At 63.5% G+C, this 20,748-nt stretch carries 22 protein-coding genes and 1 pseudogene; 9 read left to right on the top strand and 14 right to left on the bottom strand.

Annotated features, from left to right (window positions below):
- The 5 genes from MKP05_RS20100 to MKP05_RS20080 form a co-directional block, all read right to left on the bottom strand.
- Positions 1-340, bottom strand: a 340-nt coding sequence (locus tag MKP05_RS20100; RefSeq protein WP_240569621.1) for an NAD-binding protein, incomplete at its 3' end; no start/stop codon positions are given.
- Positions 341-400: 60 nt separating this feature from the next.
- Entirely contained in the window at positions 401-1,114 is a 714-nt protein-coding gene (locus tag MKP05_RS20095; protein WP_240569947.1) for a response regulator, read from the bottom strand.
- Positions 1,104-3,131: an ATP-binding protein gene (locus MKP05_RS20090; protein ID WP_240569946.1), complete on the bottom strand. Its 2,028-nt coding sequence runs from the start codon at positions 3,129-3,131 to the stop codon at positions 1,104-1,106. The genes MKP05_RS20095 and MKP05_RS20090 overlap by 11 nt, the downstream gene beginning before the upstream one ends.
- Positions 3,132-3,168: 37 nt before the next feature.
- Positions 3,169-4,650, bottom strand: coding sequence for a TrkH family potassium uptake protein (trkI, locus tag MKP05_RS20085; protein ID WP_240569949.1), 1,482 nt, complete (start codon positions 4,648-4,650; stop codon positions 3,169-3,171).
- A gap of 213 nt (positions 4,651-4,863) precedes the next feature.
- Entirely contained in the window at positions 4,864-5,193 is a 330-nt protein-coding gene (locus MKP05_RS20080) for a hypothetical protein (protein ID WP_240569945.1), read from the bottom strand.
- 284 nt (positions 5,194-5,477) lie between these two features.
- Between MKP05_RS20080 and MKP05_RS20075 the strand changes: the two genes are divergently transcribed.
- Complete coding sequence (locus MKP05_RS20075; RefSeq protein ID WP_240569944.1) at positions 5,478-5,879, top strand: hypothetical protein; 402 nt, start codon at positions 5,478-5,480, stop codon at positions 5,877-5,879.
- 12 nt (positions 5,880-5,891) lie between these two features.
- Here the strand turns inward: MKP05_RS20075 and MKP05_RS20070 are convergent, their stop codons facing one another.
- On the bottom strand, positions 5,892-7,583 hold the full coding sequence (locus MKP05_RS20070; protein WP_240569943.1) for a putative bifunctional diguanylate cyclase/phosphodiesterase: 1,692 nt from the start codon (positions 7,581-7,583) through the stop codon (positions 5,892-5,894).
- A 373-nt stretch (positions 7,584-7,956) separates the two neighbouring features.
- Between MKP05_RS20070 and MKP05_RS20060 the strand changes: the two genes are divergently transcribed.
- The 3 genes from MKP05_RS20060 to MKP05_RS20050 all read left to right on the top strand — a co-directional run bounded on the left by MKP05_RS20060 (position 7,957) and on the right by MKP05_RS20050 (position 10,430).
- Entirely contained in the window at positions 7,957-8,715 is a 759-nt protein-coding gene (locus tag MKP05_RS20060) for a Mut7-C RNAse domain-containing protein (RefSeq protein ID WP_240569942.1), read from the top strand.
- Between the two features lie 220 nt (positions 8,716-8,935).
- Positions 8,936-9,886: an ectoine hydroxylase gene (gene thpD / locus MKP05_RS20055; protein ID WP_110285514.1), complete on the top strand. Its 951-nt coding sequence runs from the start codon at positions 8,936-8,938 to the stop codon at positions 9,884-9,886.
- A 286-nt stretch (positions 9,887-10,172) separates the two neighbouring features.
- Positions 10,173-10,430, top strand: a complete 258-nt coding sequence (locus MKP05_RS20050) for a (2Fe-2S)-binding protein (protein ID WP_439109010.1) — start codon at positions 10,173-10,175, stop codon at positions 10,428-10,430.
- Here the strand turns inward: MKP05_RS20050 and MKP05_RS20045 are convergent.
- Both MKP05_RS20045 and MKP05_RS20040 read right to left on the bottom strand, forming a co-directional pair.
- Positions 10,424-10,924, bottom strand: a pseudogene (locus MKP05_RS20045) (transposase family protein); the annotation flags it as partial. The gene MKP05_RS20050 and the pseudogene MKP05_RS20045 sit on opposite strands and share 7 nt — an antisense overlap.
- A 183-nt stretch (positions 10,925-11,107) precedes the next feature.
- Entirely contained in the window at positions 11,108-11,533 is a 426-nt protein-coding gene (locus MKP05_RS20040) for an HAD family hydrolase (protein WP_240569940.1), read from the bottom strand.
- Between the two features lie 80 nt (positions 11,534-11,613).
- Between MKP05_RS20040 and istA the strand changes: the two genes are divergently transcribed.
- A complete protein-coding gene (istA, locus tag MKP05_RS20035; RefSeq protein WP_439109009.1) occupies positions 11,614-13,137 on the top strand; it encodes an IS21 family transposase in 1,524 nt (507 codons plus the stop codon).
- A complete protein-coding gene (gene istB / locus MKP05_RS20030) occupies positions 13,130-13,903 on the top strand; it encodes an IS21-like element helper ATPase IstB (protein ID WP_240569939.1) in 774 nt (257 codons plus the stop codon). The genes istA and istB overlap by 8 nt, the downstream gene beginning before the upstream one ends.
- A 62-nt stretch (positions 13,904-13,965) precedes the next feature.
- Here the strand turns inward: istB and MKP05_RS20025 are convergent, their stop codons facing one another.
- The 6 genes from MKP05_RS20025 to MKP05_RS20000 all read right to left on the bottom strand — a co-directional run bounded on the left by MKP05_RS20025 (position 13,966) and on the right by MKP05_RS20000 (position 17,996).
- Positions 13,966-14,247 (bottom strand): HAD family hydrolase, encoded by a 282-nt coding sequence (locus MKP05_RS20025; protein ID WP_240569938.1) that lies wholly within the window; start codon positions 14,245-14,247, stop codon positions 13,966-13,968.
- Positions 14,247-14,480 carry a tautomerase family protein gene (locus tag MKP05_RS20020; RefSeq protein WP_240569937.1) on the bottom strand — a complete coding sequence of 78 codons (234 nt, stop codon included), beginning with the start codon at positions 14,478-14,480 and terminating at the stop codon, positions 14,247-14,249. The genes MKP05_RS20025 and MKP05_RS20020 overlap by 1 nt, the downstream gene beginning before the upstream one ends.
- Positions 14,481-14,497: 17 nt before the next feature.
- Complete coding sequence (locus tag MKP05_RS20015) at positions 14,498-15,343, bottom strand: hypothetical protein (protein ID WP_240569936.1); 846 nt, start codon at positions 15,341-15,343, stop codon at positions 14,498-14,500.
- A gap of 59 nt (positions 15,344-15,402) precedes the next feature.
- Positions 15,403-16,176, bottom strand: coding sequence for an AfsA-related hotdog domain-containing protein (locus MKP05_RS20010; protein WP_240569935.1), 774 nt, complete (start codon positions 16,174-16,176; stop codon positions 15,403-15,405).
- 30 nt (positions 16,177-16,206) lie between these two features.
- Positions 16,207-16,818: a hypothetical protein gene (locus MKP05_RS20005; RefSeq protein ID WP_240569934.1), complete on the bottom strand. Its 612-nt coding sequence runs from the start codon at positions 16,816-16,818 to the stop codon at positions 16,207-16,209.
- 236 nt (positions 16,819-17,054) lie between these two features.
- Positions 17,055-17,996: a LysR family transcriptional regulator gene (locus tag MKP05_RS20000; protein ID WP_240569933.1), complete on the bottom strand. Its 942-nt coding sequence runs from the start codon at positions 17,994-17,996 to the stop codon at positions 17,055-17,057.
- Between the two features lie 46 nt (positions 17,997-18,042).
- Between MKP05_RS20000 and MKP05_RS19995 the strand changes: the two genes are divergently transcribed.
- From MKP05_RS19995 to MKP05_RS19985, 3 genes are read left to right on the top strand one after another with little or no spacing between them, the layout of a single operon-like run.
- Entirely contained in the window at positions 18,043-19,026 is a 984-nt protein-coding gene (locus MKP05_RS19995; RefSeq protein WP_240569932.1) for an aldo/keto reductase, read from the top strand.
- Positions 19,023-19,403, top strand: coding sequence for a carboxymuconolactone decarboxylase family protein (locus MKP05_RS19990; protein ID WP_240569931.1), 381 nt, complete (start codon positions 19,023-19,025; stop codon positions 19,401-19,403). Before MKP05_RS19995 ends, MKP05_RS19990 begins: the two co-directional genes overlap by 4 nt.
- Positions 19,404-19,432: 29 nt before the next feature.
- Positions 19,433-20,620, top strand: coding sequence for an MFS transporter (locus MKP05_RS19985; protein WP_240569930.1), 1,188 nt, complete (start codon positions 19,433-19,435; stop codon positions 20,618-20,620).
- The last annotated feature ends 128 nt before the right edge of the window (positions 20,621-20,748 follow it).

Here is a 20,748-nt window from a genome sequence, read left to right as displayed (position 1 = left end):
CGTGGGCGAACAGCCCCTTGCGGGTCAGGTAGGCGGTGGCGCGCACCCGGGCGATCTTGGTCGGGGTGCGGAACAGGGTGTGGGCGACCTGGCAGGCGATCATGTTGACCTCGTCGGCGCTGGTCACTGCGATCAGCATGTCGGCGTCCTCGCAGCCGGCCTGGCGCAGCACCATGGGGTAGGAGCCCCGCCCCACCACGGTGCGGATGTCGAGCCGGGTATGCAGCTCGCGCAGCCGCTCGCCGTCGGTGTCCACCACGGTGATGTCGTTCTCCTCGCGGGCCAGGTGTTCGGCCAGGGTGCCGCCGACCTGGCCGGCGCCGAGAATGATGATCTTCATATCGCCGACTCCATGAAGGGTTCGTCTCGCGTCGAGTGTGAATGCCCGCCCGGCCGGTCGTCACCCGGGCGGGTCGGGCTCCGCCAGCAGGCGATAGCCGATCCCCGCCTCGGTCTGCAGCAGGTACGGCGCCTGGGGGTCGTCGCCGAGCTTGTGGCGCAGCTTGCTGACCACGATGCGCAGGTAGTGGGTGTCGTGGGCATGGGTTGGCCCCCACACCTCGCGCAGCAGCTGGGTCTGGGTCACGACACGCCCGGCGTGCCTCACCAGGCGCTCCAGCACGGCATACTCCTTCGGTGTCAGGTGCACCGGCTCGTCGTCGAGGCTGACCCGCCGGGCGTCGAGATCGATGACCAGGCCGGCGCGGCGATAGCGCAATGCCGCCGGGCCATCGCGGGCTCCCCCGTGGTGGCGCAGCAGCGAGCGCACCCGCGCCAGCAGCTCCTGGATGCCGAACGGCTTGGTGACATAGTCGTTGGCGCCGGTGTCCAGGGCCCGTACCTTCTCGGCCTCGTGCCCGCGCACCGAGACCACGATCACCGGGACCGAGCTGCGGGAGCGCAGCGAATTCAGCACCGCCTGGCCGTCCATGTCGGGGAGCCCCAGGTCCAGCAGCACCAGGTCGGGCGCCTCGTCCAGGGCACGCGACACCCCTTCGGCGCCGGTCGCGGCCTCGAGCACCTCGAACCCCTGGGAGACCAGGCTGATACGCAGGAAGCGGCGAATCTGCGGCTCGTCGTCGACGATCAGCACCCGTCGGCGATCAGTCGTCATCGGGGTCCCCCTCTTCGTCTGCCGGCAGGGGCAGGTGCATCACGATACTGGTGCCGATGCCGCCGGGGCCGGCCTTGGCATCGATACCGCCGCCATGGGCGCCGAGCATGCCACGGCAGATGGCCAGGCCAAGGCCGGTGCCGTAGCGGCTGCGATCGCCCTCGCCGCCGGTGAAGAACATGTCGAATACCGCCTCGCGGAGCTCGGGGGCGATGCCCGGGCCCTGGTCCGTCACCCTGATCTCGAGTTGCCACTCCGCGGCGTCGAGTCGGGCGTGGATGCCGACCCTGCCGCCCGGTGGCGAGAAGCGCACGGCATTGTCGATCACGTTGACCAGGGCCTGTTCGATCAAGGCGGGGTGCACATGCAGCAGCGGCAGGTCCTCGGGCCAGTCACGCTCGACCTCCACGCCCTCCAGGGAGGGTTCCAGCCGCCGCAGGGCGGCCGCCACCAGGTCATCCAGCGAGATCCAGTCGCGTTCGATCTTGAGGCTGCCGTGCCCCAGGCGCGTCATGTCGAGCAGGTTCTGGATGTAGCGGTTGAGCCGCTCGCTCTCGCTCAGGATGCCGTCGAGCAGCTCGCGCCTGTCCTGCCGGCTCAGCTGCGGCTCGAGTTCACGCAGCGAGCTGGCCGAGCCGATGATCGACGCCAGCGGCGTGCGCAGATCGTGGGAGACCGACGACAGCAGGGCCGAACGCAGCCGCTCGTTCTCCTCGGAGAGGCGCGCCGCGCCCAGCTCGCCGACCAGGCGGGTACGCTCCAGGGCCATGGTCAGCTGGCTGGACAGCGCCTCGATCAGCGCCTCCTCGTCGGGCCCCGGGGACGTCTCGCGCACCGCCAGCTTCAGGCCCACGATGCCCAGCACTCGCCCCTGCTCCACCAGGGGCAACAGCCGCCATTGCTGGTCGGGCAGGTTCTCGGTGCCGATACCACTGGGCCGGCGATGCTGCCAGCTCCAGCCCGCCGCCGTCAGGGCGCCCGGATCCAGGGTCATGCCAGGTGGGGCCGCGTGGCGGATCGTCAGGTCGGCGCCCTCCGCATCCCGGTCGAGCAGCACCACCGGGACGTCCAGCCAGCGCTCCAGCGCCGTGACACCGATATCGCCCACCTTGTCCCGATCGGTGGCGGCCGACAGGGCACGGGCATAGGTCAGCAGCCGGTGGGTCTGCTCCCGGCTGGAGCGCAGTGCCAGCAACCGGCGTCGCCCGCTGCCGGCGAGTTGGCCGACCACCACCGCCACCAGCAGGAAGAAGACCACGGTGAGCAGCTGCCCATGCTCGACGATGGCCAGGGAGAAGCGCGGCTGGGTGAAGAAGAAGTTGAAGGCCAGGAAGCCGAGCGCGGCACTGAGCATCGCCGCCCGGGTGCCGGCCAGGGTGGCACTGACCAGCACCGCGGCGAGGAACACCAGCGACAGGTTGGCCAGCTCCAGCCAGGAGTCCAGCACCCCGGCCACGGTCACGGCGCCCAAGGTGCTGAGCAGCGCCATCGCCGGCTCACGCAAGCGCAGGGGCTGCCAGGTACGTCGAGGCCGGAACCGCGGGCGCCGCCGGGCCTCCGCCGCCACCACCAGGTCGAAGGTCCCGCCCTGGCGCAACAACTGCTCGGCGAGGGTACGGCGCCAGACACGCCAGCCCGAGGGGCGGGAACAGCCCACCAGCAGGGTGGCAATGCGATGCTCGCGGGCATAGTCGAGTAGCTCCGCGGCCCTGTCCTGCCCCTGCAGCACCCGGGTCTCGCCGCCCAGCCGGTGCGCCATGGCGAAGCCCTTTTCCAGCCCCAGGCGGCGCTCGGGGTCGTCGCGGCCGTTGTCCACGTGTATCGCCCGCCAGCGCACGCCGTCGCGCTCGGCCAGGCGATGGGCGGTGCGCACCAGGGCGGCATCCTCGCTGCCGCCGCTGAGTGCCACCAGCAGGCGCACGCGATTCACCGACGTCCGTCGAACTTGCTCGACAGCGCCCGGCGCTGCTGCCGACGGCAGGTCACTGGCGGGGGGTGGCTCGGGAGCTTCGTTCATCGATCCGGTCGTCCTCGAGGTCGGGGCATTCGTCAGCCTACTTGCGCCAGAACATCGGCGTCAGCAATACCAGCACGGTGAGGATCTCGAGCCGTCCCAGCAGCATGCCCACGCACAGCAGCCATTTGGCGGCATCCGGCAGCGACGCGAAGTTGCCGGCGGGGCCGATGATATCGCCCAGCCCCGGGCCGACGTTGGCCACGGCCGTGGCGGCCCCGGAGAGCGCCGTGGTGAAGTCCAGTCCCATCAGGGCCAGGCCCAGCGCCAGCCCGGCGATGGTGAGGAAGAAGAAGAACGAGAAGGCCACCACGCCGCGGGTGACGTCGTCGGTCAGTGGCTGATTGTTGTAGCGCGAGGCGAATATCCCATGGGCATGGATCAGGAAGCGCAGCTGGTTGCGCAGCAGGATCACCGCCACCTGGAAGCGGAAGATCTTCATGCCGCCGCTGGTGGAGCCACTGCAGCCGCCGACGAAGGTCAGGTAGAAGAAGGCCACGAAGGCCAGTGCCCCCCAGGCGCTGTAGTCGTCCGACGCATAGCCGGTGGTGGTGACGACGGAAATGACGTTGAAGGCGACATGGGTCAGCGCCTCGAAGGGCGGCGTCCCCAGCCACATCCGCCAGCCGGTCAGCAAGAGGATCACCACCGCGAGCAGCAGCAGCAGCCCCTGCACCTGTTGATCGTGCCATAGCGCCAGGTGGGAGCCACGCAGGAAACGGATATAGAGCACGAAGGGCAAGGCCCCGGCGAGCATGAAGAGGCTGCCCATCCAGAGCAGGTGGGGACTGTCGGCGTAGGCGCCGAAGGAGGCATCGGAGTTGGCGAAACCGCCGGTGGCCAGCGAGGTCATGCCGTGCACCACGGCATCCAGCGGCGCCATGCCGCCGAGCCAGTAGGCGAGCATGGCCGTGAAGGTGAAACCGCAGTAGATGCCGAGAGTCGCCTTGGCGATGCCGCCGGTGCGCGGCATCACCTTGTCCGACCAGTCCGAGGACTCGGTATGGAACAGGCGCATACCGCCCACCTTGAGGAATGGCAGGATGGCGATGCCCATGACGATGATGCCGATGCCACCGAGCCACTGCATGATGCCGCGCCACAGCTTGAGGCCATCGGACAGAAACTCGATGCCCACCAGAATCGTCGAACCGGTGGTGGTGATCGCCGATACCGACTCGAACACCGCATTGGTCACGGAGAGCCGGGATGCCGCCAGCACCAACGGCAGGCTGGCAAACCCGCTGATGGTGACCCAGCTCAGGGTGGTAAGCACGAACATCTGCCACGGCTTGAGTGCGACACTCACGTTCATCGTGGCCAGCCAGGTCAGCGCCACCGCGGCCAGCACGATGGCAATCGACAGGCCGAACGCCATGGCGTCGGGCTCCCCCTCGATCACCAGCACCGCCCAGGGCAGCACCATGAACAGGGCCAGCACCAGCCAGAGTACCGACAACACCTTCAATACCGGGGCCCAGTCCTGGACACGGGCCCCCACACGCAGGAACAGCGAATTCATCGCGGGCACGATCGCCCCCTGTCTTCGTGATCACGCCAAGGGCGGACACCCCTGCCCCGCCACCGCAGGCCGGACAGGGCACCAAGGAAGCTATCGAACCACGCCTGACTCTAAAAAATCCGTAAAACTTCGGCCGTGATGAGCGCCAGGCAGCTCGCCTTAACCACCACAGCCGAACGCCCCATGGCCCCGGGGCACCCCGGTAATGCGCTCCTACAGCCGCCGGGTCTCGATGACATAGCCGATGATGGGGTAGCCTGCCTGCCTGGCGGCCTTCTCGGCTTCCAGCTGTGCTTCGAGCTTGGAGATACTGGGCGAGACATGCTCGAAGACGGTGTCCATCTCGAGCTGCTTCTTGCGCACCGCCAGCTTGATGACGTGCCCGGTCCGGTGGGATCCGGCCGGCTGCCTGACCCGGCCAGGCTCCCGGGCCGGCTTGGCCACCGGTGCCAGGGGCTTCGACTCTCTCCCCTTCCCGGGTTTCAGGAAAGCGTCGATCTCGCGACGCATGTTCTGCTCGAACTCGCTCAACTCCGTGGTCATCGTCTCTCCATCAACCAACATCATGGTGCCAAAGATACCAGAACCGCGGCTCGCACAGCCACAGGACCCGACGACTCGCTGACAAGCCCGCCACCATTGGCGACCGGCACCACGACGCTCACAACCGACGAAGGCATCGGCATACCGGCAAACGTCGATGGCGACGGCTGGCTGGTCATCGGCAGCGCCGCATGGCGGGGCGGGGTTTGACAGGGTCTTCCCGGCTTGCCTACTATCGAGAGTGATTCTCGTTAACAAATCCATCCTGTCGAGCCCACGTCGCCATGAACGCAGAACGCTCCAAGGTGTATTACACCGCCGTCTTTCTGCACGTCTCCTTCCAGGCGATCAAGCGCTCCATGGCCGGCAGGGAGAGCGACAGCCTGCCCTGCTGGCTCGACACCAACCTGCTCATGATGCTGTCACGGGAGCTGCGCGCCTGCCGCGACCAGGGTGGCTACCTTGGCGATGCCCGGCAGGCGCTGGACGCCGCCTACTACCATTGCGGCCTGCTGCTCGCCCAGTGCCCGGGCGGGCTGAACAGCAAGCTCTGCCACCAGCACCTGGACGCCATCCTTCTGCCGCTGCAGCAGGCCATCGAGGTACTGGCCGCTCCCTGCGCCATATCATCGACCGGCTTCTGGCAGGCCACGGCACGGCGCCTGCGCCGCGGCTGGCGCCGCTGACCGCCCTCCCTGTCAGGAGGGGTCAAGGCTCAGCCGTTGCCGAGCAGCGTACCCCTGGCACCACTCACGGTATTCCGATGCGGGAAGGGCCGGCGAAAAATAGAACCCCTGCGCCTGGTCACAGCCCAGTTCACGCAGACACTCATGCTGTCCGGAGGTTTCCACCCCTTCGGCGGTCACCACCAGCTCCAGGGCGTGGCCCACGTCAATCATGCAGGCCATCAGGTCACGCGCCCGCTTGTCCTCTTCCAGACCGACGACGAAGGCGCGATCGATCTTGAGGCCCGTGATCGGCAGGTGGCGCAGGTATTCGAAAGACGCGAAGCCGGTGCCGAAGTCGTCGATACTCACGCCTACGCCAAAATCACGCATTCGTTGAATGGCCTGGCGCGCCGCCTCCAGGTCACCGATCAAGGCGCTTTCGGTGATCTCCACTTCCAGGGTGTGTGCCCGCGAGCCGAGCCGTTCGACGAGCATTCGGATGACCTGCAGCAGTTCCTCGTCGTACAGGTTATGCACCGAGAGGTTGATGCTCACCTCGCCCGGCCCCGTTTCATGTTCCGCGAACCGGCAAGCCTGCTCGACAACGAAGCGAGTGACCGGCGAGATCAGGGTCGTGCTCTCGACCTTGGGCATGAACATCCCCGGCGAGATCAGGCCGCCGTCGCTGCCACGCCAGCGAATCAACCCCTCGCAGCCGCACACCCGACCATCGGCGAGGCGAATCTTGGGTTGATAGTGCAGTTCGAACTCGCCCTCTGCCAGGCCTTTCCTCACCCGGGCGATCAACTGTATGGCGTGGACCGTGCGCCGCTGGAAGGCGGGAGAATAACGGCTGTGGGAAAGCCGCCTTTCAATGGCGGCGAACATGGCGATTCTCGCCTCATGAATCAAGGACTCGGGTGAGCCTTCTTCTTCTGATGCAACGCTGCTGCCCATCACCAACTGCACGCGAATGGGCACCTGCTGTATCTGCAGGCTCTCCTCCCCGATCTCCGTCAGGCGCCCCGCTATGCGTGTCAGGTCATCCGGCACGATGTCGCTGACGATGAGTGCCAGCTCGGCGTTGCTGAATCGGTAGGCCGTCGCTCCCCCACGAATCGCATGTCGCAGGCGCTCCCCCATGGCGAGAATCAGTTCATCGGACGCATCCATCCCCATGGCTTCCATGACGTCCGTGATATCGGTGATCCTGACCAGCATCAGCCCCACCGACTTCCCCTCCTTCCGATGGCGCAGGCTCTTGAGGAGATCCTCCTCCAGGGCGACCATATTGGGAAGTCCCGACCGTGGATCGACGCGGGCCACGGCAATACGCTCTTCGGTCGCCTGGCGTCGCGACTGGAATAACCAGCCGGCCACCCCGCCCAGAAGCATGAACATGGCGATGCGTATCAGCCAGTTGCTCGAGGACTGGGCAGTGCCGGCATCCACATGCAGCGGCATGAGCGCCATCAGCACGCCGGCGACCAGGGCCACGATCAGCCCCCCGGGCAGCAGATACCAGGCGGCGCCGAGCAGCACTGGAATCATCATCAGGTAAGGATAGGCGTAGGCAGTTCCACCGGTGAAATAGACCACCAGGCTCCCCAGCATCAACAACAACCCCAGGACGCCGACGTTCCTCACATGCTTCACCGAACTAGGTGTCGTATCGAGGTATCGACGTCTCATCTTCAAGATGTTGCGGACAACGGATTCCATGGCGAGCCGACCTCTTTATTCCTGGTATTTATAACAATCTCCTGCACCCCTATGATCCGCCATTCGCGGATACACTCGCCCACGCATGTAAGCGTATGTCACTGAGCCGGCAGCGCCAGCCGCGGTATCAACGCGGGCCCGGCATCTCAGGGTAACCGGTTTCGGCCTGATCCTGCTCTCCTCGCTGTGGGGCGTGTCCTTCATCTTCATGCGGGGGGCGGTGCCCGAGTTCGAGCCCGTGCCGCTGATCCTGGTGCGCATGGTAGTGGGGGCGGCACTGCCGATCCCCTGCCCGGCACGGCCATCGCCACCCGGATGGTTCGGCCGGGCCGTCGGGAAGTGGCGTAAACTAGCAGTCAGCCGGGGGCACGCCATGGCCGACGCCACTTTCCGTTTCCATGCCGAGTTGAACGACTTCCTGCCGCGGGAGAGGCGCGGCAAGGTCTTCGGCCATGCGTTCGAGCGCCGGGCCGCCATCAAGGACGTGATCGAGTCCCTGGGGGTGCCGCACACCGAGGTCGACGTCATCCTGATCGATGGGGCTTCGGTGGGCTTCGAGGCCATCCTGCGCGACGGCGATCGGGTCGAGGTCTACCCCTGGTCGCTGGCCGCGCCGGTCGAGTCGCCCCGGCACCTGCGGCCGCGGCCACCGGCCGAGCCTCGTTTCGTACTGGATGCCCATCTGGGCAGGCTGGCCCGCTACCTGCGCCTGCTCGGTTTCGACTGCCGCTACCGCAACGACGTCACCGACGGCGTACTGGCCGCCTGCGCCGACGAGGAGCAGCGCATCCTGCTCACCCGCGACCGCCCGCTGCTCAAGCGCAAGCGCATCTCCCTGGCCCACTTCGTGCGTGCCGACGATCCCTGGCGGCAGGTCGAGGAGGTCTGCAACACCTTCGACCTCCATGGGGCCTTCGCCCCCTTCACCCGCTGCACGCGCTGCAACGGCCGGCTGGAACCGGTCGACAAGGCAGCGGTCCTCGAACGCCTCGAGCCCCTGACGAGGCGCTATGTCGAGCGTTTCCTGCAGTGCGATAGCTGCGGCCAGGTCTACTGGCACGGCAGCCATGTCGCGCGCATGCAGGCACTGGTGGAACGGCTGCGACAAGGACGCTCGTCATCAACGGCCTGATCGGCCCTGTTCGGGCCAACGAACTTGAACTCGCGCGCCCCCACCCCGAAATCATCCACACGGGCGGGGGCGTCCTTGATCGAGCCACCGGTCGAGTCCTTCGCCGTGACGGAGGTACGGGTCTCGTCCCGACCACGAGCGAACCATCGGTGAATCAGTAAAAACTTGCTTACTGGATATTCAAGGGGGGCATTCGCAGACACCATGAGGAGGTTTTCCCATGATCACTCGCCTGGACCCCTATCCGACTCGCGTGAAGGAGTACCGCGAGCCATTCAGAAGGCTGGACCCGATCGTGCATGCTCGCAACCAGCGGCGCTGGGAGGGGCCTCTGGATGAAGTGGCGCTCTCGCGTTACGAGAGAGACGGCTTTCTATGGTTCGAGGGTTTCTTCTCCAAGGATCGTATCGACCCCTTCTTCGCGGAACTCAGGGAGATGGCCAACGACGAGGAGCTGATGCGCTCCGAGCAGGTCATCCAGGACCCCAACAGCGGTGCCATCCGCTCCGTGTTCGGCATGCACGAAATCTCGGAGCTCTTCGACCGACTGACCCGGGACCCGCGCATCCTGGGGATGGTGCGGCAGTTGCTGGGCAGCGAGGTCTACATTCACCAGTCACGCATCAATGACAAGTACGGCTTCCAGGGTAGCGGCTTCGACTGGCATTCGGACTTCGAGACCTGGCACTCGGAAGACGGCATGCCACGGATGCGGGCCGTGAGCGCCTCGCTGATGCTGACCGACAACAACGAATTCAATGGTCCGCTGATGCTGATCCCCGGCTCTCACCGCCTGTTCGTCCCCTGCGTGGGGGAAACGCCGGAAATGAACTGGACGGAGTCCCTCAAGGCGCAACGGCTGGGGGTGCCGGATCAGGACGCCTTGGCCATGCTCGCCGAGAACGGTGGTATTCAGGCGCCCAAGGGACCGGCCGGGTCGCTGCTGTTGTTCGAGTGCAATACGCTGCACGCCTCGAACGAGAACATGTCACCCTGGCCGCGCTCCAACCTGTTCTTCGTCTACAACAGCGTGGACAACATCCTGGTCGAGCCCTATGCCGCGCCCGCCCCGCGGCCCGAGTTCCTCGGCACGCGCCGCAATATCGAGCCGCTGACGATGCATGACGACTTCCCGGAACTCGCCGGGCAGGGGGTCAGCCCGCTGCGCTGATGGCGTTCCGCCAGCCGGCGGGCGAATCGCCACCCTGGGGCCGACAGGTTGAGGGGGGCGCCGGGTCGAAGCGCGCCGCCCCCCTGCAGCGGCGTTCGACCCTGCGGCCGATGCAGGGCCATCAGCGTTACCGCCGGGAGCGGCGTCGGGGTATAGCCGTCGTGCGCTACCGCTTCGTCATCGATATGGCCTCGCTGAAGACCACTGCATGACTCACGCGTGCCGTACCCTGACCGAGCTTCTAACCTTGGGAAAGGCACCGTGACGACAATAAGAGAGGTGGCGAATGGTTACCCTGACGATCAACGGTGAGGATCACGAGCTGGATGTGCCGGAGCAGATGCCGCTGCTCTGGGCCCTGCGCGACGTCGTCAAGCTCACCGGTACCAAGTTCGGCTGCGGCATGGCGCAGTGCGGCGCCTGCACGGTTCACCTGGATGGCGAGGCGGTGCGCTCCTGCGTCACCCCCGTCGCCCAGGCCCAGGGGCGGGCGATCACCACTCTCGAGGCCATCGGCGACGACCCGACCGGGGCCAGCGTGTAGCCATCGACCTTCTGGTAGGTCCGCGAGACGCCCTCCTTGTGCGAGTTGCTGTTGTCCATGACGAAGGTATCGATGTCCAAACAGACATGCGTCTTCTCGGCGGTGATCGGTGCCTCGACCAGCGACAGCAAGGTGGTGGACCACGTCGTGGTTCGCGCCTGCAGGTCATTGGCGGCGAGCTTCTCCAGCCGTTGGCGCAGCGTGGCGGTGCTCGGCACCTTCAGCAGGGTCAGCAGTTGCTGGAAGGGCTTGTCGCGGCGGAAGTTCTCGATGGCGTCATAGTCGCTCATGCCCAGGCACAGCAGGCCCAGGTAGCTCTTGACCACGTCGCTGGTGCGCATACCCAGCGTGGTGGGGAAGCAGCCGTCGATGCTGTCGACGCCGGCGATCTCGAGGCACTGCCCGATGATCGACAACCCGGAATGGCTGGTGAGGGTGCGGCGACGGGCGCGGAATTTGACATTGGGCGTGGCACTGTCCGGGTGAACAGCGATAGTGGCTATATTGTCATGCGGATCAGTGGGTTAGAAGATTTCCAAGGGGGCGATCTCACGGATTCAGTTAGACTTGGCATCCTTATGTCGCACAGAGTGGCGCAGCAAGGAATAGCTGCAGGATCATCGTTCGACCCTGCAGCTTGTAGTGTGTTTCGACTCGAAGGACTCGGCGCAAAGCCCTTATGAAAGCTCTGAGGTTGTGATGACTGGCCAGTTCGCAGTGGCTGCGCGTTCGGCTAGGACGGTGCCGGTCCCCACTGCGACCGGGTGGCCGACGACATTAAGCATGGGCAGATCTGAAAGATCATCACCGAATGCATAACAGCGGCTCGGAGATGCGACATGGTGCTGAAGAAAGCCCTGAACTGCTAAGGCTTTGCCCATGCCAATAGTCTGCGGAGCCATAATGTTGCCGGTATATAGTCCGTCTCCTCCGACTTCGAGATTACTTGCAAGAATATGAGGAACTTCCAGTGTACGCGCTATTGGTTCGAGAAGGGCATTGAAAGAGCCCGAAACGAAAACTGGAGTGACCCCTTCGCCTTGCAACCGCTGCAGTTCTTCTACCACTGGCGCGACGAAGAGGTCATCTGTATAGAGCGACAATTACTCTGGCCGGTGGACGACAACTATTCTGACCGGTTGCCCTAAGCTTGACCGCTCGCCCGACCCACCAGGGAGCCGGTATGGCGGTCACCAGCCAACAGGTCACGCTCTACATGTCTCAACGTCAGCAAGGCCAGACCCAAGAAGTCGCCGCCGCCAAGGCCGGCCTCTCCGTCAGCACCGCCCGCCGCCTCGAACGCCGAGCCGAGTCCCCCGAGCCGACGGCCACTCGCCATTGGCGGACCCGGCCAGACCCCTTCGCTGGCGTATGGGATGAAGTGCTCGTTCCGCAACTGGCGGCCACCCCGGACCTCCAGGCCCTGACGCTGCTGGAGTGGCTTCAGGAGCAGCACGCCGGCCAGTACCCCGACAGCCTGCTGCGCACCCTGCAGCGCCGGGTCAAGGGCTGGCGAGCCGCCCACGGGCCGGACAAGGAGGTGATGTTCCCGCAGACCCACGGCCCCGGGCTGCGGGGTCTCTCCGACTTCACCGAGCTCAAGGGCATCACCATCACGATCGCCGGGCACCCACTCGACCACCGGCTCTATCACTTCCGCCTGGCCTACAGTGGCTGGTGTCATGTGCGCGTGGTGCTGGGCGGCGAGAGCTATCCGGCCCTGTCGGAAGGCCTGACCGGTGCTCTGGAGCGCCTCGGCGGGGTCCCGGCGGAGCACCGCACCGACAGCCTGTCGGCGGCGTTTCGCAACCTGGAACGTGATGCGAAGACGGATCTCACTGAGCGCTATGAGGCCCTGTGCGCGCACTACGGGATGACGGCGACCCGCAACAATCCGGGACGTGGACACGAGAATGCCAGCATCGAGTCGCCCCACGGCCACTTCAAGCGGCGTCTCCAGCAGCGCCTGGCGCTGCGCGGCTCACAGGATTTCCCCAGCCTCGTCGACTACCAGGTGTTCCTCGATGAGATCACCACCGCCATCAACCGGCGTAACGCCGCCCGCATCACGCTCGAACGCGCTGCCTTGAAGCCGCTCCCCAGCCGGCCGGGAACCGATTACACCGAGCTGACGGTACGCGTCACCACGTCCAGCACCATCCAGGTCCGCAAGGTGCTCTACTCGGTGCCGTCCCGACTGATCGGCGAGCGGCTGCGCGTGCACCTGTACGACGACCGCCTGGTGGTGCACCACGCGCAGCAGGCCCTGCTGACGTTGCCGCGCCTGCATGCCACGCCGAAGAGCGGTCGCCTGCGGGCGATCGACTATCGCCATGTCATCGGCTGGCTGGTCCGCAAGCCCCGGGCGCTGGCGGGGCTGACGTTTCGTGATGAGCTGCTGCCGGGCGCCGACTGGCGTGAGCTGTACGCCCGGCTGACCGCCGCCTGGCCGGTCGCCGAGGCCTGCAAGCGCATCGTCGGGGCCCTGGCGCTGGCGGCCGAGCAGGACCAGGCCGAGGCAATCGCCACCTACTGGCTGGGTGCCCTGGAATGCGGGGCGAGCCCCGCGCTGGCCGACCTCCAGGCGCGCTTTGCCGCCAAGCCAAGGGGCGTGATCGCGCTGCCCCAGGTCACGCAGCATGAGATCGCCAGCTATGACGTCCTGCTCCCCTCCACCTCGGCTACGGAGGTGCGCCGCCATGCCTGATGCCCAGACCCTGCCGCTGCTGCTGCGGCAACTGCGCCTGCCTACCGTGGCGGCCTGCTGGCCCCAGCTGGAGGTCCGCGCCCAGGCCGAGGGCTGGAGCCTACCCCAGACGCTGGCCGCCCTGTGCGAGCACGAACTGGCCGAGCGTGAGCGGCGACGACTGGCCCGTCACCTCAAGGAAGCCCGGCTGCCGGTGGGCAAGACGCTGGAAACCTTCGAGTTCGACTCCATCGCGGCCGACCACCGTCGGCAGCTGACCGCCCTGGCAGGCGACACCCAGTGGGTCGACCAGGCACACAACCTGCTGCTGTTCGGCCCCTCCGGGGTGGGCAAGAGCCATGTGGCCGCCGGCCTGGGTCATGCGCTGATCGACCAGGGGTACCGGGTCCGTTACGCCACGGCATCGGGCATGGTGCAGGAGCTTCAGGCGGCCAAGCAGGCCCTGCGCCTGAGCGACGCGCTGAGCAAACTCGACAAGTACGCGGTGCTGATCATCGACGACATCGGCTACGTCAAACGCAGCGAGGCCGAGACCTCGGTGCTGTTCGAGCTGATCGCCCACCGTTACGAGTCGGCCAGCCTGATCATCACCGCCAACCAGCCATTCAGCGCCTGGGACAGCATCTTTCCCGACAGCATGATGGCGGTCGCCGCCATCGATCGCTTGGTTCACCACGCCACGCTGATGGAGCTGAGCGGGGAAAGCTACCGGAAACGCGCCTATCAGCGTCAACTACAGAGAGGAAAGATCGCGTCGTCAGGCTGACGACAACTACCCCACCAACCGGTCATTTTAATTGTCACTGACCGGTCAAAGTAGTTGACGTCTCATACATCTGGACGCGCCAGACGATCCGTCGCCCAATCCGCCCCGGCACTGTCGAGTAATTGTGGGTCGACTCCTGTGAAATAACGGTAGTAAGCGCGGTTGAGTTCCTCCCTGGTACGACCCTCTGCAAACATGCGGGCGAATGCAGCCTCGAAGTCATCGTGTAACTGAGGGCGATGCCAAACTTCGTAACACCAGAAGTGGTAGAAGTCGAACATGCTTTTGATATGGATTAGGGTGTCGTCAACGTCGAAAAAAGCAAATCGGAGTTCATTTTTCATTAATCTGTCTCCTCATCATAAGACTTTCGACGGCTTTGGGTTTGGAAGGTGGGATCGGAGCCCAACACTCCTGCATCAGCCCATCGGGACGGCTCGATTTCTGTCAGGTAGGCACTTATCTTATCGAGCGGAACGCCAGTGACACGGTGCATCGCGGCGGTAACCTCTTCGAGAAGCGACTGGGCCTTCTCCTGATCTGCCATCTTGAAAGTTGAGATATGAATAACAGGCATAGTATTTCCTCCCTAGATCAGGCTTGAGTAGTGATGAAGTCGTCGAACATTGGCTTTCTAAATTTAAGTTGGGCATGGATGTCCCCGCCCAGCCCATAGCGACCAATCGCACCCCCGTGGCTCATCTGATCGCTCATCCAAAGCACCACCACATTGACGATACGATTCGCACCCGCGGTGTCTGGCGATGGGAACGGATTCGGCAGAACGACGTCGTACTGCGCAGCCCCCTTGTAGTTGGTCACGAAGACATTGGGCACACCCAGTGGGCCGGGGCGTGTTGGCCCAGTGGGGTTTAGGTCATGCTTACGCAGGCTCATGATTGTATAGAGTGAGCGCGGTAGTAACCCTTCAAACAGGAAGGAGAAGCGACCGGCGCGCCGGTTCTCTACCAGCTCAACGGTGAGCTCACCCCGGGCACGTGTCCAATCTGCTAGGGTCACAGGGCCCTGCAGCTGACGACCATGTTCTGGCCTCAAGTCGGGAATCGGAACCTCATGAAAAGCAAAGCTCGGCCGGCTATCGGAAATGGCGTGAGGGTATTGCTCTGGTGCGAAGAGCATCGGGTAGTTGGTACACGGTAGAGGAAGTGGGAGCGTGTGTAGCACCTTGCCCGCAATGTGGCCGGGTATAGGGTCATCGAAGCTTTCGACGATCTCGTAGGGCGCCATGCAGCCGAAAGGCGGTACCGCACTATTCGCTGAGACGATCGCGCGGCCCCATCGAGTCTCACACCCGCCTTCAGCAGTGGGGCGGTTGATGGCGCCGATGACGATAAAATTACCGTCTTCGTCCATTACCTCACTGGGTGGGTATAGGGGACCTTGCGTCGTTAGGTCGAGCTCGTAGGTCTGTTTTTGCATCCTGGCCCTCTCACGAATGGGTCGGGACACCGGGCCCCGACCTGCTGCATTCAAGCATCTCACTCCGCGACGACGGTCGTGGCCGGCTGTTGGAACTCGCTAAGGAACACCTTGACCGCGTCTCTCGCCAGAGCAGCCTCACGCTCCGAGATGATCCGGTTAGGATAGACCATGAATGAGATAGCAGATCTCGTACGTATCTCTCCACCCTGGATGATCTCGATTTCCACTGAGAACTTTTTGCGGCGTTCGTTGATGTCCTTCGAGACTACCCGGTAATCAATATGCGAGCGGATCGGGAAGACGAACCCCATGAACTCAGTTGTCATGGAGTTGATGACAAAGTAGACACTATCCTCGCCCTCATCTTGAAAGAAGGCTTCAGTCACCGCCAGGAAAGCTTGGCGCGACGCCTCGACCAACACCATGCCCTGAACGTGCTGTCCAGTCTGGTGATCCCTCATCAGCTCGGAATTTTCGTCGATGCAAAGATCCATTCGGAAACGATTCTCGTCCAGCTGATGCGGAGTGCCTATTAACGTGTTGTGGGGGAGTCGCTTGTGGGATAGGCAAGGCTTGGCGGGGCGAGGGCGGGATGCGAGTGCGGAAACGTCCCAGCGATGCGGTGAGGTGCGCTGAGCATTGATCTTGGTGGTTAGCTCTACTATATCGTTATCTGAGACGCCCAAACCCGGTATCAGCTTCAGTGTCCCGGGAATAATATGCTCGGGAACCTCGAGCATAGCGTTGAGCTGACTCACAGTTATGGCCTTCTTGTCGGCAGTAAAGTCGACAAACTTGTCCGAAACAAGAATTAAAGTTTCGCAGTTCATGAGAAGCTCCTAGAAGCTTGCCCGTTCCCGTTAGGCCCCCAAGTGGGGTAGCGCCCGGTAGATCTTAGTGTAAAGACCGTCTAAGCCACCGGTGATATATCGGTCGCCAGCCTGCCGGACGATTTCACGATAACGATCCGAGGCAAACACGGCGTTGTAGCTTTCCGGGTCCGCTGAGAACCCTGAGACGAACATCACGCCGGGCTGTCCGCTGACCACTGAGTGATACGCTAGGAAGACTTGAACCTCGTCTGCACTGCGCACCACGTCGAAGATCGTCTCTTCGCGCCACTGCCGGTACCCGTCCATTGCCTCTGGCTTGACCTCGACATGTCGTAACTGGATGTAGGGGGTTGCCGGCAGCAATGTGGCGATATCCTTCGGTGCTTCAACGAAATCCAGCAGCTCTCGTCGTACGTCCCCGACGAGATGCTTTGCGACGTTCTGCGCAACCGGCATGGTTGTGGCAGTCAAGGCGCTAAGTTCGAGCTTGGCTTCGAGCGCCCGAAGTTCTACCACCTCGGCCTCGTCGAGTGAGACAAAGATGCGAGACACTTCACTCTCGCCTAGCGTGGTGGCGAGTGCTTCTGCCTGACCGGGTTTGACGGAGTACCTGGAAATCAAGAGGATTTGAGAAGGCATAAGTCTCTCCATGGCGAATCGTTTCAGCTAAGTGGGGCACTCAACGGGAATTGAATGCTGAAACTCGTCAATTCCGTCGAGTCGCCAGAGACAGGTTGCAACTTTCAGAAAGGGCAGTCTTTAGCAAATTCCCTTAATTTGATTTCCAGAAATGGAAAATATTAATGGCTGACAGCCATATGCAGCCAAATCAAGGGGGTAGGAAGGAGGGCGGGCAGGGGAGACCGGTGCGTCGCTTACCCGCTCAGCCGCTCGCGATTTCGGATCACCAGGTCCGTGAGGAAGTCGGCCAGTGCTCTGATGCGCCGCGATCTTGCAAGGTCTGTTTGGATGACGAGATAGATTGGCTGGTCGACCCCGATGTCCGAGGCAACGCAGACCAGCCCCACATCGCGAGCGATGAAGTGAGGTAGCACCGCAAGCCCGAGCCCCGCCTTAGCTGCCGCCACCTGTGCGGCAAGTGAGGTGGTGGTCAGCGCTGGCTTGCGCCCACGCAGGATCCGCTCCACCCATTGTGCGGCAGGCAGGTGCGACTGCATCTCGCCCCAGGTGATGAAGGCATCCGTGTCATAGTCGCCCAGGTCGGGGTTGGCCTCGCGCTGAGATGCGTAGTCGGAGCTGCAATAAAGCCCATACCCCAAGGTGCCGAGACGGCGTAGCGTGACATTCCCCCGTTCGGGCCGGACCATCCGCACCGCAAGATCGGCATCTCGTCGATGTAGGTTAGTGGTCGAGATGTCGGTCACGACTTCAACCAACAGCTCGGGGTATTGCGCACGAAACTCCGGGAGCGCCGGCAGTATCAACTCGGTAGCCAGATTTTCAGCCGTGGCCAGGCGCACCTGGCCACTCATCTGCGCTTGAGTGTCCGCGCCCGAGGTGAAGGCTTGCGCAGCCGCTTCCAGGGCTGCGGCTTTCTCTATGAGATCGGCACCGTCCTCGGTCAACTGGTAGCCCGATTGCTGGCGCACAAAGAGTGGGAGATTCAGTGCAGCCTCGAGCCGCTCGATACGCCGTGAGAGTGTAGCGATGCCCAGATTGAGCTCCACCGCAGCGGCGCTCAGCGTACCGCGGCGCGCCACGGCAAGAAATGCGCGGGTGTCGTCCCAGACCAAGCCCCGGGGCATATCGTTTCCGATAATGGAAATCCTTTTGCCAGTATCGTTCGTTTTTTCCATTTTTCGATTCTGTCACGCTGCAGTCCGAAACATCAAGGAGGCAGACATGGAAAATCGAACGCTTGGCAACGACCTCTCGGTTTCGGCCATCGGGTTGGGCTGCATGGGGATGAGCGAGTTCTATGGGCCCCGCGATGACAGTGAGTCATTGCGCGTGCTGGAGCGGGCCGTCGAGCTAGGTGTCGACTTTTTCGACACGGCAGACATGTACGGGCCACATCACAACGAAGAACTGATCGGTAGCTTTCTGGCGCGCAACAAGGCTCAGGTTCGTATCGCGAGCAAGTTTGGCATCGTACGTAACCCTGGGGAATACAAGCGTAGCCTGGAAAACAGTGCTGGCTATGCACGCAAGGCCTGTGAAGCCTCGCTTCGCCGGCTCGGCGTTGAGCAAATCGATCTTTACTACGTCCATCGCATCAATCCCGAAGAACCGATCGAAGAGACGATTGGCGGGCTCGAGCGACTTGTCCAGTCAGGCAAGATCGCCCGCATTGGCCTGTGTGAGGTTAGCGCCGCAACGCTGCGCCGGGCTCATGCGGTACACCCGATCACCGCGGTGCAGACCGAATATTCGCTCTGGGCCCGCGAAGTAGAGCAGGAGGTGCTGCCAACCTGCCGTGAGTTGGGCATCGGCTTCGTACCCTATTCTCCACTCGGCCGCGGGTTCCTGACCGGTCGGTTTCAGGACACCGCCGAGCTCGACCATGGTGACTTCCGTGCCCATCTGCCGCGTTTCGCAGAGGAGGCGATTGGTACCAACCGTCGGATCGCCGACGTGATCGCCGAACTCGCCGAGCAGAAGGGCTGCACCCCGGCCCAGCTCTCGCTGGCCTGGCTCTTGGCACAAGGGCCCGACATCGTGCCGATCCCAGGCACCAAGCAGCTGCACTACCTCGAAGAGAATGTCGCCGCAGCGAACATCAGACTTAGCGTCGAGGAGCAGCGGCAACTCGAAACGGCCACGGCGTCGCTGCCGGTGGTAGGCGAACGCTACACCTCGGAAGGCATGAAAGGGGTGAACGTATGAGTGCCACACCCTCTGATCGTCGCACCCAGGCGTTAGCCCTGCTCGAATGGCTCGAGCCAGGCGCACCTGAACGCGTTGCGGAAAACCTCGATGGGTTCCATGGCGACGCGACCGAGATACTGCTGGGGTTCGCGTTTACCGACGTGGTGGTCCGTGAAGGGATATCACTGAAGACCCGGGAAATGCTCACCATCGCCATGCTGGCTGCAATGGGGACGGCCCCGGGCCAGCTCGAGTTTCACATGCGCGCCGCATTGAATACCGGGGTGACTCGCGAGGAGATTGTCGAGATCGTCCTGCAGGTGGCGGTCTATGCGGGCATCCCTGCGTCGATGAATGCCATCACAGCGGCGAAATCCGCCTTCACGTCCGTCTAGTTCGACGGCCAGAGCAAAAGGAGGTTGACATGTCTGCACAAAAAACGACCTGGCGCGACTGGATTGCCGTAACGGCCCTTGGCGTCGGTAGTTTCACTATCGTTACCACGGAGCTGGCGCCGATCGGGCTGCTCTCTAATATCGGGAGTGATCTCGGGGCGCCTACCTCGCAGGCGGGGCTGATCGTGACTCTCTATGCCTGGATCGCTGTCGCTGCGGCGCTGTTTTCTGCTGTCGTGCTATCCCGCATGCCGCGGCGTCCTCTCCTGGTGGCTCTGATGCTAATCCTGGCACTATCCAGTGGGGTTGCCGCCATGGCCGAGACGTTCCCAGCGCTCATGGGGGCGCGCGTGATCGGTGCGCTGGCGCATGGCGCCTTCTGGGCAATGATCGGTACCATTGGCGCGCAGATCGTGCCGCCCCATCGCGTTGGCCTGGCCACGTCGATCATCTTCGGCGGTGTCTCAGCTGCCAGCGTCCTAGGCGTACCACTGGCCAATCTGATTGGCACCCTCGACGGCTGGCGTGCCGCCTTTACTGCTGTCGCGGCATTGTCCTTTGGCGTCGCTGCGGTGTGCTTCACCACCTTGCCTAAGTTGCCAGGGGTCGAAGGTGTCGGTGTCGCTGCAATGGGGCGCGTTCTGTCGAACCCGCGCTTCCTGGGCATCTTTGCCGCCACTGCGCTTGCGGTCACCTCCCATTTCATGGCATTCACCTACATTGAGCCCTACCTTGCTGCGCAAAGCGATATCACGCCATCATTGATCGCGCCGCTACTCCTTGCATTTGGTGGTGCTGGACTGGCAGCCAATGTGGTGACCGGTAGCCTGATCGACCGCTGGCTCAAATCGGTTCTGGTGGTAGCCCTCTGCCTGGCTTCGGCGGCGTTGTGGCTGCTGTCGACGATGTCGGATGTAATGGGCCTGTGGGGCACGACGCTAATGCTGATCCTTTGGGGTGGAGCCATCGCGGCTGTTTTGGTGGGATTCCAGACTTGGATCCTCAAGGAAGCTGGTGATGACGCCCTGCCGGCCTCTGCAATCTATGTCGCCATCTTTAATGCGGCGATAGGTCTTGGTGCGGTGCTTGGCGCTATCGTGCTGTCGATGTCTGGGCTCGATGAAATCTTTCTGATTGCCGCCGTTGCGACTGTGCTGGGTACCGCCACTATCGCACTGATTTCTGGCCCTGCGGGAGTACCTGCCTCGGCGGAATAGGTCAACCCGCCTCTTTCATCAGGCCCTTTGCTGAGCGGCACTTCCGGCATCTCAGCAACGCTCAGCCAGTTCCTCCACCATCTCGCTACCGAGCAGCGAGATTCTGATAGTGCGAGGCTTTTGAATCC

Source organism: Halomonas flagellata, from assembly GCF_022487945.1.
GTDB classification, from domain to species: domain Bacteria; phylum Pseudomonadota; class Gammaproteobacteria; order Pseudomonadales; family Halomonadaceae; genus Halomonas; species Halomonas flagellata.
The sequence above is the reverse complement of the archived record's forward strand: the minus strand, read 5'-3'. Positions and strand labels throughout refer to the sequence as shown.

Coding starts and splice junctions, on each gene's coding strand:
- MKP05_RS20095 (WP_240569947.1), bottom strand. CDS start 1,114: ATGACGACTGATCGCCGACGGGTGCTGATCGTCGACGACGAGCCGCAG.
- MKP05_RS20000 (WP_240569933.1), bottom strand. CDS start 17,996: ATGGAAAAAACGAACGATACTGGCAAAAGGATTTCCATTATCGGAAAC.
- istA (WP_439109009.1), top strand. CDS start 11,614: ATGGCGGTCACCAGCCAACAGGTCACGCTCTACATGTCTCAACGTCAG.
- MKP05_RS20020 (WP_240569937.1), bottom strand. CDS start 14,480: ATGCCTGTTATTCATATCTCAACTTTCAAGATGGCAGATCAGGAGAAG.
- MKP05_RS19985 (WP_240569930.1), top strand. CDS start 19,433: ATGTCTGCACAAAAAACGACCTGGCGCGACTGGATTGCCGTAACGGCC.
- MKP05_RS20080 (WP_240569945.1), bottom strand. CDS start 5,193: ATGACCACGGAGTTGAGCGAGTTCGAGCAGAACATGCGTCGCGAGATC.
- MKP05_RS19990 (WP_240569931.1), top strand. CDS start 19,023: ATGAGTGCCACACCCTCTGATCGTCGCACCCAGGCGTTAGCCCTGCTC.
- MKP05_RS20090 (WP_240569946.1), bottom strand. CDS start 3,131: ATGAACGAAGCTCCCGAGCCACCCCCCGCCAGTGACCTGCCGTCGGCA.
- MKP05_RS19995 (WP_240569932.1), top strand. CDS start 18,043: ATGGAAAATCGAACGCTTGGCAACGACCTCTCGGTTTCGGCCATCGGG.
- thpD (WP_110285514.1), top strand. CDS start 8,936: ATGATCACTCGCCTGGACCCCTATCCGACTCGCGTGAAGGAGTACCGC.
- MKP05_RS20015 (WP_240569936.1), bottom strand. CDS start 15,343: ATGCAAAAACAGACCTACGAGCTCGACCTAACGACGCAAGGTCCCCTA.
- MKP05_RS20060 (WP_240569942.1), top strand. CDS start 7,957: ATGGCCGACGCCACTTTCCGTTTCCATGCCGAGTTGAACGACTTCCTG.
- MKP05_RS20070 (WP_240569943.1), bottom strand. CDS start 7,583: ATGGAATCCGTTGTCCGCAACATCTTGAAGATGAGACGTCGATACCTC.
- istB (WP_240569939.1), top strand. CDS start 13,130: ATGCCTGATGCCCAGACCCTGCCGCTGCTGCTGCGGCAACTGCGCCTG.
- MKP05_RS20025 (WP_240569938.1), bottom strand. CDS start 14,247: ATGAAAAATGAACTCCGATTTGCTTTTTTCGACGTTGACGACACCCTA.
- MKP05_RS20010 (WP_240569935.1), bottom strand. CDS start 16,176: ATGAACTGCGAAACTTTAATTCTTGTTTCGGACAAGTTTGTCGACTTT.
- trkI (WP_240569949.1), bottom strand. CDS start 4,650: ATGAATTCGCTGTTCCTGCGTGTGGGGGCCCGTGTCCAGGACTGGGCC.
- MKP05_RS20075 (WP_240569944.1), top strand. CDS start 5,478: ATGAACGCAGAACGCTCCAAGGTGTATTACACCGCCGTCTTTCTGCAC.
- MKP05_RS20005 (WP_240569934.1), bottom strand. CDS start 16,818: ATGCCTTCTCAAATCCTCTTGATTTCCAGGTACTCCGTCAAACCCGGT.
- MKP05_RS20050 (WP_439109010.1), top strand. CDS start 10,173: ATGGTTACCCTGACGATCAACGGTGAGGATCACGAGCTGGATGTGCCG.